Genomic DNA, 10,159 nt, shown 5'->3' with positions numbered 1-10,159 from the left:
TAAGATCAAGAGCAAGATCAAGAGCGGCTCGCTTCGCATCGTGGTTGCCGTCGACTGTTACAGAGTTGTGTAGATATCTATGCTGCGATAGCGGTGTATCAACAGCTTATGCGTAGCTGACAGATCGCTATCGCAGGCAAGCCAGCTCCCACATTTACTGCATCTCGAACCACTTCTTTGTCAGCGCCTTCAGCCGGCCATCGTCCTTCAGCCGCTTCAACGCCCCATTCAAACTGCTTTTGAACGCCGGGTTGCCCTTCTGAAACGGGATCGCCAATTGCGGCTTCTGGTGATAAGCCTCACTGAAATCGAAACGATCCTCAAGCTCGGCAGTCATAGCGATATGGTTAATGGCCACGTCGTACTTGCCGGTTTCCACGCCGGATAGCAGGTCGGCGTTATCGGTGGTGATAAACGAGGAGCGCACCTCCATTTCTTTGGCCAGCAGTTCACCCAGCTCCACTTCAAAGCCGGCGAGTTTGTCGCCCTCTTTGAAATTGTACGGCGGGGTGTTGGCTTCCAGGGCGATGCGCAGTTCACCGCGATCGTTGACGTCGTCAATCAGTTCGGCATGGGCCAAGGGGCTCAGAAGAGTAAGCAACAGCAACAGGCCAGGCGAAAAGCGCATGGTCACTCCTAAAGAATTCGTACAGGCGAGGCGCCGTTCAGCAACGTTTTGTTATGGTGTCGGGTGCCTTGGACCGCAATTTATCGCGAAGTTGTCATAACCCTACAGATTTCACCGAAAAACTGGAGAAGCGAATGAAAGCCCTTTTGTCCCGTGCAACGATTGCCAGCCTTTTGCTGGGTACCTCGCTGTTGGCCAGCGCCGCAGACCTTCCTCGTACGCCTGCACCTGAAGGCGCCGAAGTGTTTATTGTCTCGCCGCAAGATGGCGCCACCGTCGGCCAAACCTTAACCGTCAAATTCGGGGTCAAGAAGCTGGACCTGGAGCCGATCGACAAGCAAGTGCCTAACGCCGGTCACCACCACCTGCTGGTAGACCAGGAAGTGGGGGCGCTCAACGCCAACGAGGCGATCCCGGCCACGCCTACCTCGATTCACTTCGGCAAGGCGCAGACCGAAACCGAGCTGACCCTGACGCCAGGCAAGCACACCCTGCAACTGGTGGCCGGCGACAACGTGCATCGCCAGTTCGAACCCACTGTTGCCTCGAAAGTGATCACTGTTAACGTCAAATAAAAAAACGGGAGCCCTTTGCGGGGCTCCCGTTTTTTATTGGTAGGAGCGAGCTTGCTCGCGAAAATCCCAAGGGCGCTGCGTTTAATCAGGTTAAGGTTAAACGCGTCATCGTTGACGTTCTTCGCGAGCAAGCTCGCTCCTACTAGAACAACACGCGGCTACGAATAGTGCCGTTGATGTGCTGCAGCTTCTCTTGCGCCAGGTCCGAGTACTCGGCGTCGACGTCGATCACCACGTAGCCGACCTTCTCGTTGGTCTGCAGGAACTGACCGGAGATGTTGATGCCGTTTTCCGCGAAGACCTTGTTGATATCCATCATCACACCAGGGATGTTCTGGTGGATGTGCAGCAGGCGGTGCTTGCCCGGGTGAGCTGGCAGGGCCACTTCCGGGAAGTTGACCGACGATACCGAGGTACCGTTGTCGCTGTACTTGACCAGCTTTTCCGAGACTTCCAGGCCGATGTTGGCTTGGGCTTCAGCGGTGGAGCCGCCGATGTGCGGGGTCAGGATCACGTTGTCCAGGCCACGCAGCGGGCTTTCGAAGATGTCATCGTTGGAGCGTGGCTCCACCGGGAACACGTCGATGGCAGCGCCGATCAGGTGCTTGTCCTTGATCGCGTCGGCCAGGGCGTCCAGTTCGACCACGGTGCCGCGTGCGGCGTTGATCAGGATCCCGCCTTTCTTGATGGCGCGGATTTCCTTCTCGCCGATCATCCACTGAGTCTCGGCCGTTTCCGGAACGTGCAGGGTGACGATGTCGGACATGCCCAGCAGCTCGGTCAGGCTGGCCACTTGGGTGGCGTTGCCCAATGGCAGCTTGGTCAGGGTGTCGTAGAAGAACACCTGCATGCCCAGGCCTTCAGCCAATACCGACAATTGCGTGCCGATCGAACCGTAACCGACGATACCCAGCTTCTTGCCGCGGATTTCGAAGGAGTTGGCCGCGCTCTTGATCCAGCCGCCACGGTGGCAGGAAGCGTTCTTCTCAGGGATACCGCGCAGCAACAGGATGGCCTCGGCCAGCACCAGCTCCGCAACGGAACGGGTGTTGGAGTACGGGGCGTTGAACACCGCGATGCCGCGCTCGCGCGCTGCATTGAGGTCGACCTGGTTGGTGCCGATGCAGAAACAGCCGACAGCCACGAGTTTCTTGGCGTGGTCGAAGATCTCTTCGGTCAGCTGAGTGCGGGAGCGAATGCCGATAAAGTGCGCGTCGGCGATCTTTTCCTTGAGCTGGGCTTCCGGCAGAGAACTGGTGATGTACTCAATGCTGGTGTACCCGGCGGCTTTCAGAACGTCGACAGCCGATGGGTGGACGCCTTCCAGAAGAAGGAACTTGATCTTGCTCTTATCGAGAGAAGTCTTGCTCATCTGCGTAAACCTGTATCCCGGAGAAAAATGGCAGGGAATCGGATCGCTTAAGCTGACCCGGACGGCAGGAAAGCCGTCACCGCAGAAACGCCCTTTGGGTCTGTCCTGCGGGGGCGGTATGCTAGCATACGCACCCCGCTAAACACCTATTCCTGCGACGTGAAGCGTTCTCAGGATGACCATGAATTGTTCGAGAGTTCTGTCGATGACCCATCCTGCCCTGATTGATGAGCTAAAGACCCTGGTTGAGCCCGGCAAAGTGCTGACCGATGCCGACTCCCTGGAGGCTTACGGCAAGGATTGGACCAAGCACTTCGCCCCCGCACCCACTGCCATCGTGTTCCCCAAGACCACCGAGCAGGTGCAGGCCATCGTACGCTGGGCCAATGAACACAAGGTGGCGCTGGTGCCATCGGGTGGGCGCACCGGGCTGTCGGCGGCTGCCGTGGCCGCCAATGGCGAAGTGGTGGTGTCGTTCGACTATATGAACCAGATCCTCGACGTGAACCTCACCGACCGCACCGCCGTGTGCCAGCCGGGTGTGGTCACCAAGCAGTTGCAGAACGTCGCTGAAGAAAACGGCCTGTATTACCCGGTGGACTTCGCCTCGTCCGGTTCCAGCCAGATTGGCGGCAATATCGGCACCAATGCCGGCGGGATCAAAGTAATTCGCTATGGTATGACCCGCAACTGGGTGGCCGGCATGAAGGTGGTCACTGGCAAAGGCGATGTGCTGGAGCTGAACCGCGACCTGATCAAGAACGCCACCGGCTACGACATGCGCCAGCTGTTTATCGGTGCCGAGGGCACCTTGGGCTTTGTGGTCGAAGCCACCATGCGCCTGGACCGTGCGCCAAAAAACCTCACCGCAATGGTGCTCGGCACGACTGATTTCGATTCGATCATGCCGGTGCTGCACGCCTTCCAGAGCAAGCTGGACCTGACCGCCTTCGAGTTCTTCTCCGACAAGGCCCTGGCCAAAGTCCTCGGCCGTGGCGATGTGCCGGCGCCGTTCGAAACCGAGTGCCCGTTCTACGCCCTGCTGGAATTCGAAGCCACCACCGAAGAAGTCGCCAACCACGCCCTGGAAACCTTCGAACATTGTGTGGAACAGGGCTGGGTGCTGGATGGCGTGATGAGCCAGAGCGAAACCCAGCTGCACAACCTGTGGAAGCTGCGTGAGTACATCTCCGAAACCATTTCCCACTGGACGCCGTACAAGAACGACATCTCGGTGACCGTTTCGAAAGTGCCGGCCTTCCTGAGCGAAATTGACGCGATCGTCGGCGAACACTACCCGGACTTCGAAATTGTCTGGTTCGGCCATATCGGCGACGGCAACCTGCACCTGAACATCCTCAAGCCGGAAAACCTGAGCAAGGATGAGTTTTTCGCCAAGTGCGCCACCGTGAACAAATGGGTATTCGAGACCGTCGCCAAGTACAACGGCTCGATCTCCGCCGAGCACGGCGTGGGCATGACCAAGCGCGATTACCTGACCTACAGCCGTTCACCGGTTGAAATCGAATACATGAAGGCCGTCAAAGCCGTGTTCGACCCTAACGGGATCATGAACCCCGGCAAGATCTTCGCTGTTTAACCGCACCTGAAGGAGTCGTTCCATGAGCTACCAGCACAAGTATGTCGACGGCACCAACATCCACTTCCCGGTGGGTAAAGTGGTGTGCATCGGGCGTAACTACGCCGAACACGCCAAGGAACTGGACAACCCGGTGCCCACCGAGCCGCTGCTGTTCATCAAACCGGGCAGCTGCGTGGTGCCGTTGGAAGGCGGTTTTGCCATACCGACCGAACGCGGTTCGGTGCACTACGAAGCGGAAATCGCCGTGTTGATCGGTAAGCCTTTGTCCGCCAAGCCGAGCCGGGAAGAAGTGCTGGACGCCATCTCCGGCTTCGCCCCGGCCCTGGACCTGACCCTGCGTGACAAGCAGGCCGAGCTCAAAGCCAAGGGCCTGCCGTGGGAAATTGCCAAGTCGTTCGATGGCGCAGCGGTGATTGCGCCCTTCGTGGTCAGCAGTACCTTTGCGGACATGGCCGATATCGGCATTCGCCTGAGCATCAACGGCGAAGTGCGCCAGGACGGCAACAGCGCGCAGATGCTCAACCCGATTGTGCCGATGATCCAGTACATGGCGGGTTGCTTCTCCCTGCAAGCGGGCGACGTGATCCTGACCGGCACCCCGGCGGGCGTTGGCCCGTTGAATGTGGGGGATGAAGTGGTGCTTGAGCTGGCGGGTGTGAATCGCTTCGTAAGCGTTGTGCGCTAAGTAGCAGGCAAACTGCGATCAAACTGTGGGAGCGGGCTTGCTCGCGAATGCGCAGTGTCAGTCAATGCATCAACGACTGGACCACCGCATTCGCGAGCAAGCCCGCTCCCACATTGGCTCTTCATTACATCCTGAATCCTTGCTTTTGCATTTTTTTCACACGCCATCCGGATAATTCCCTGCTCTTGCGCGCGGGTCCTTGAATCCTGTGCTATCCCCTACAGCTCACTTTCCGGAAAAGCGCTCAATGGTCGTGCCTCTGCCCACTTCGAAAACCTCGCTCCGCTCACGCTTGTCCATGCGCTGGTATTCCTGGGTATTTTTGGCCGGTGCCATTTTGTATGGCATCGCCTGGGCCATGCACTGGGACGATCGCGGCCTGCTGTGGGTGCTGGAACGTTTCGAGAGTTCGGCCGAGCGCCGCGAAAGTGTGTGGCTACCCGACTATCACGCGGTGATCGACGCCAAGTTGCTGCCCGGTATGGAGAAGGACGAGGCATCAGACCTGTCTTACAACCCCCAGACCAAAACCCTGTTTTCGGTGATGGGCAAGAACCCCTTCCTGGTCGAGCTGAGCCTGCAAGGCGATGTGTTGCGCAAAATGCCGCTCAACGGCTGGAACAATCCGGAAGGCGTGGCGGTGATGGAAAACGGCTTGATGGCCGTGGTCGATGAGCGCGATCACAGCCTCACCGTGGTCAAGGTGGACGCCAGCACCACCGCGCTGAACAAAGCCGATTTCCCCAGCCATGACCTGGGCCCGTCCAAAGACCAGAACAAAGCCTTTGAAGCCGTCACCTGGGACAAGCGTAACCAGCAACTGGTGCTGGGCGAAGAGCGCCCGCCGGCCTTGTTCACCTGGAAAAGCGATGGCAACACGCTGACCGGCGACAAGCAGAAACTGGCCAGCACCGAACTGGATGTGCGTAACCTCTCGGCTTTGTCCATCGACCCACGTACCGGGCATTTGCTGGTGCTGTCGGCCGATTCCCATCTGTTGCTGGAACTGGATGAAACGGGCGAGCAAGTCAGCTTCATGACCTTGCTTGGCGGCTTCAATGGCCTGAAAGACACGATCCCACGTGCCGAAGGCGTGACCATGGACGACAGCGGCAACCTGTACATGGTCAGTGAGCCAAACCTGTTCTATCGCTTTGAAAAGCAGAAATAACTGACGGATTACGTCAGACTTTTCTTTATAAACGGCATTCGCCAGACAGTCCGGTGCGTTTAAGTTTAAATTCAGGTGACCTTGATATCTATTCGCCAGTTTTTTCTCTGAGCCCGCCCCGATGCGTCGACTTGCCCGCCCCAAACCTGCTGTTTTTATCCTGCTGTTGCTCGCCCTGGTTGCTGCCGGGCTGGTTGCACAGCAGTTCCGTCTGTTCGAACGTGCCTGGTTCAACTGGCGGGTGTGGTACCAGCCGGCTGATGAGCGTGCCATTGGCTTGGCGGATTACCGCGTCACCCTCGAAGGCCAAGTGATCGAAGGGCTCGACGACGATGTGTCGGCTCTGACCTATGACCCCGTGCGCAAAAGCCTGTTTACCGTCACCAATAAAAACGCCGAACTGGTCGAGTTGTCGCTGGAGGGCAAGATCCTGCGGCGTATTCCCCTGGTGGGCTTTGGCGATGCCGAAGCGGTTGAATTTATCAGCGACAACATCTACGTCATCAGCGATGAGCGCCAGCAGCGCTTGATCAAGGTGCATGTGGATGACGACACCACGTTCCTCGATGCCGCCGATGCGGAGCAAATGACCCTGGGCGTGCACGTCGGCGGCAACAAGGGCTTTGAAGGGTTGGCCTACGATTCGGTGGGCAAGCGCCTGTTCGTGGCCAAGGAGCGCGACCCCATGCTGATCTACGAGGTGCATGGGTTTCCCCATTTCAAACCGGAAAAAACCTACTCGGTGCACGTAATCAACAACCCCAAGCGCGATGCCGGGCTGTTTGTGCGCGACCTGTCGAGCCTGCAATACGACGAGCGCAGCGGCCATTTGTTGGCGCTGTCGGATGAGTCGTTCCTGGTCTTGGAGTTGGATATCGATGGTCGCCCTCTAAGCAGTCTGTCGTTGCTTAAAGGGCGCCATGGCCTGAGCAAGCGCGTGCCCCAGGCCGAAGGGATCGCCATGGATGACGATGGCACGCTGTACATGGTCAGCGAACCGAACCTGTTTTACGTGTTCAAGAAACCCTGATCAGAACATCCATTGCACGCCCAGTGAATAACCGGTCTGGCTGCCTTCGGCATGCCCCAGGCGGCCATTGACCTCGGCAAACACGCCCAACTGTGGGGTGATCGCCAGTTGGCTGCCGAGTTGTGCACGAGCAAAGCTCTTGTCCACTGAGCCCAGCCTGGCGGTGCGGGCCTGGCCATCGGCGCGTGCGGTGAGTTGCAGGTCGTCCAGGCGGCCATCGGCCAATTCCTTGACCCAGGCGATGTCGCCGTAGGGCATCAGGCTCAGCCCATAGGGCAGGGCAACCGCGCCGCGCACGCGCCAGCCGAGGCTGGCTTCCAGGGAGTCGAAAGACTGCTCTTGGTACTCCAGGGCCGTGCGCAGGTTCTGCTTTTCGTGGAACTTGTCGATGCGGTAATGGCTGTAGTCCAGGCCGGCGAACGGCCCGCTCTTGATCGCGCCAAACTCAAAATCATAGCCACCCAGCACCCGTGCGCCCAGCGCCAGGGCATCGGTGTCGCCGGTCAGTTGCTGGTTGAGCAGGATCGGCCCGCCATTGGCCTGGATGACCAGGTTGCGCTTGGAATCGAAGCGCGTGTGGCCCGCGCTCAGGTCACCGGCCAGCCAGCTTGGCCCGCCATCGTTGAGCAGCGCATAGACAGCTGCCTGCCAGGTGTCGCTGTCGAGCTTGCCACGATGTTCCAGCTTGTCGCGCCCATTGAGGTAGCTGAGGCTGGCGCCGATATTCAGGCTTGAAGTCAGTTGGTAGTCGCCGAGGGCATGCAGGCCCAGGCGCCGGGCCTCGGCGTTGGGGGCGTTGTCGAAGCCGCTGTCCGGGTTGTATTCGCCATCCACGCCGATCTCGCCATCAAAGCTGCCCACCTCGCGGCTGGCCGCTTGCAGGGTCAGCCAGCGGCGATCATGCAGGCGTACCAGGGCCTGATGCTGGCGCTGCAGGTTGTCTTGCATATTGCGCGCAACGGCACCGCCGGAAGCGGTCGAGGCCATCAGGTCGGCGTTGGTCAGTTCCAGCACCAGGCGGCTGAGCAGGCGTGAATAGTCACGCAGGCGCTGGTCGATGCGTGCCTGGCCGAACGCGTCGGTCAGCACGGCTTTGTTGTCTTCGTTCGGGTCGTGCCAGGTCGAGCCGCCGGGGATTTTCGGGTTGTCGGTCTGGGTGTAGCCATCCAGGTCGCCCAGTTCCCAGTTGGTGGCCTCTATATAAAGGATCGGGATATTCAACGGTTCGAACGCTTCACCATCGCTGCAGCAGCCGGTGCCCTTCGGGTACTGCGGGTCGAGGCCGGGGTTGCTGAACAAGGGGATGTTCAACTCCTTGGCGATCTGGAAGGTGTGCTCGCGCAAGGAGGCCAAGGCCGGGTTGGCGGTACTGTTCTGGCCGGCGTGGGCATACATCATGTCGCCGGTGATCAGGCTGTCGAGGTTGATCATCGCGAGCATGTTGGCGCGCTGGCTGGCGCTGAGTGAGTCGACAAAGGCACGGGAGCCGCGCAGGCCTTCTTCTTCGGCGCCGAAGCCGACGATTTGCAGGCCATTTTCCAGTGACAGGCCGCCGAGGTTCTTCGCCACCTCGGTCAACACGCTGGCGCCTGAACCGTTGTCATCCAGGCCTTGCAGGGTCGGGCGGCCGAAGTAAGTGTCGAAGTGCGCGCCAATCACCACGTACTGGGGCTTGGTGCCAGCGGCAGAGGCCACCACGTTTTGCGAAGCCCGGCTGCCGTTGTTCCAGGTGAAGTCCTGGCGGCTGAGGCTATAGGCGGTGCCCATCTGGCTCTGCATCCAGTCGGCTGCCCCGGCAAAATTGGCCGTGCCGCGATAACGGCCAGGGTAATCGTTGATCAGCTTTTCCAGGGTGGTGTTGGCGTGCTGGCCATAATCGTAGGCCTGGCTATGGGTGGACAACAGGGCACTGGCAACGCTGATGGCGAGGGCTAGAGGCTTTATCACAAGGTCTTCCTTGAGGTGAGGGGGACGTTCAAGCCCAGACCCTTTGCACAATGCGCGCCTCATTCCATGGGCGGCTGCGAATTGGCGCATTGTTAAACGCGTGGGTCGCGTGGCTGTAATTTGTATCCGATTGGATAACAGGCGGGGCAGGGGATGCCGTGACAGAGCGCACGGTTTTGGCGAGGAGTGCTGCGAAAAGTAGCGTTTTTGTTACAGGGCCCTTGAGTCGAGCGCCTGACAAAATGTGGGAGCGGGCTTGCTCGCGAATGCGGTGTGTCAGTCACTATTTTTGTTACTGACGCACCGCATTCGCGAGCAAGCCCGCTCCCACATTAGCCCGGTTTGTTCTTAAACTTTGAGGGTTTTCACGCCTTCCGGGGTACCCAGCAGCAATACATCCGCCGGGCGCGCGGCGAACAGGCCGTTGGTGACCACGCCTACAATGGCGTTGATCTGCGTCTCCAGCTCCACCGGGTTGGTGATCTGCATATTGAACACGTCGAGGATGATGTTGCCGTTGTCGGTCAACACGCCTTCGCGGTACACCGGGTCGCCGCCCAGTTTCACCAGCTCGCGGGCCACGTGGCTGCGGGCCATGGGGATGACTTCCACCGGCAGTGGGAACGTGCCCAGCACCGGCACCAGCTTGCTCGCGTCGGCGATGCAGATGAAGGTCTTGGCCACGGCCGCGACAATCTTCTCGCGGGTCAGGGCCGCGCCGCCGCCTTTGATCAGGTTCAGGTGTTCGTCGCTTTCATCGGCGCCGTCAACGTAGAACTCCAGGTCGCTCACGGTGTTGAGCTCGTACACCGGGATGCCATGGCCCTTGAGGCGGGCAGCGGTGGCTTCGGAGCTGGCCACGGCGCCGTCGAACGCGCCCTTGTGCTGGGCCAGTGCGTCGATAAAGCAGTTGGCGGTGGAACCGGTGCCGACACCGACGATGCTCTTGTCGTCGAGTTTAGGAAGGATTAAATCGACAGCGGCCTGGGCCACTGCCTGTTTGAGTTGATCCTGGGTCATGCGGGCTCCGGAACGGGCGGGGAATTAACGAGGGCGGCGAGTATAACCCAACAAAACCTCGGGATTCGTGTGGTCGCCCGGCCAAACGCTGGGTTAGACTCCTTGGCCCTGCCCAACCCGTGAAGTAG

General features: G+C 59.5%; 9 protein-coding genes. 5 read left to right on the top strand and 4 right to left on the bottom strand.

The window, feature by feature from the left end; translation table 11 throughout:
- Positions 1-154 precede the first annotated feature (154 nt).
- Positions 155-628: a transporter substrate-binding domain-containing protein gene (locus A7K61_RS09490; protein WP_032894645.1), complete on the bottom strand. Its 474-nt coding sequence runs from the start codon at positions 626-628 to the stop codon at positions 155-157.
- A 134-nt stretch (positions 629-762) separates the two neighbouring features.
- Between A7K61_RS09490 and A7K61_RS09485 the strand changes: the two genes are divergently transcribed.
- Complete coding sequence (locus A7K61_RS09485; RefSeq protein ID WP_069557473.1) at positions 763-1,203, top strand: DUF4399 domain-containing protein; 441 nt, start codon at positions 763-765, stop codon at positions 1,201-1,203.
- A 142-nt stretch (positions 1,204-1,345) separates the two neighbouring features.
- Here the strand turns inward: A7K61_RS09485 and serA are convergent, their stop codons facing one another.
- Positions 1,346-2,575, bottom strand: coding sequence for a phosphoglycerate dehydrogenase (gene serA, locus A7K61_RS09480; RefSeq protein WP_069557472.1), 1,230 nt, complete (start codon positions 2,573-2,575; stop codon positions 1,346-1,348).
- 205 nt (positions 2,576-2,780) lie between these two features.
- Here serA and A7K61_RS09475 point away from each other — a divergent pair, with 205 nt between their 5' ends.
- The 4 genes from A7K61_RS09475 (at position 2,781) to A7K61_RS09460 (ending at position 7,064) form a co-directional block, all read left to right on the top strand.
- Positions 2,781-4,175: an FAD-binding oxidoreductase gene (locus tag A7K61_RS09475; RefSeq protein WP_003195210.1), complete on the top strand. Its 1,395-nt coding sequence runs from the start codon at positions 2,781-2,783 to the stop codon at positions 4,173-4,175.
- Between the two features lie 22 nt (positions 4,176-4,197).
- Positions 4,198-4,863: a fumarylacetoacetate hydrolase family protein gene (locus tag A7K61_RS09470; RefSeq protein WP_069557471.1), complete on the top strand. Its 666-nt coding sequence runs from the start codon at positions 4,198-4,200 to the stop codon at positions 4,861-4,863.
- A gap of 247 nt (positions 4,864-5,110) precedes the next feature.
- A complete protein-coding gene (locus A7K61_RS09465) occupies positions 5,111-6,034 on the top strand; it encodes an SdiA-regulated domain-containing protein (RefSeq protein WP_047712023.1) in 924 nt (307 codons plus the stop codon).
- A gap of 121 nt (positions 6,035-6,155) precedes the next feature.
- Positions 6,156-7,064 (top strand): SdiA-regulated domain-containing protein, encoded by a 909-nt coding sequence (locus A7K61_RS09460; protein WP_044269658.1) that lies wholly within the window; start codon positions 6,156-6,158, stop codon positions 7,062-7,064.
- On the opposite strand, the gene A7K61_RS09455 is transcribed toward A7K61_RS09460, so the two are convergent.
- Together A7K61_RS09455 and rpiA are read right to left on the bottom strand one after the other, a co-directional pair.
- Positions 7,065-9,011, bottom strand: coding sequence for an autotransporter domain-containing protein (locus A7K61_RS09455; RefSeq protein WP_069557470.1), 1,947 nt, complete (start codon positions 9,009-9,011; stop codon positions 7,065-7,067).
- A gap of 348 nt (positions 9,012-9,359) precedes the next feature.
- Positions 9,360-10,031: a ribose-5-phosphate isomerase RpiA gene (gene rpiA / locus A7K61_RS09450; RefSeq protein WP_069557469.1), complete on the bottom strand. Its 672-nt coding sequence runs from the start codon at positions 10,029-10,031 to the stop codon at positions 9,360-9,362.
- Between the last annotated feature and the right edge of the window lie 128 nt (positions 10,032-10,159).

Origin of the sequence: Pseudomonas sp. AP42, from assembly GCF_001728935.1 — a bacterium.
Classification (GTDB): domain Bacteria; phylum Pseudomonadota; class Gammaproteobacteria; order Pseudomonadales; family Pseudomonadaceae; genus Aquipseudomonas; species Aquipseudomonas lactis.
Note: the sequence above shows the minus strand (reverse complement) of the source record. Positions and strands in the feature narration are given on the sequence as shown.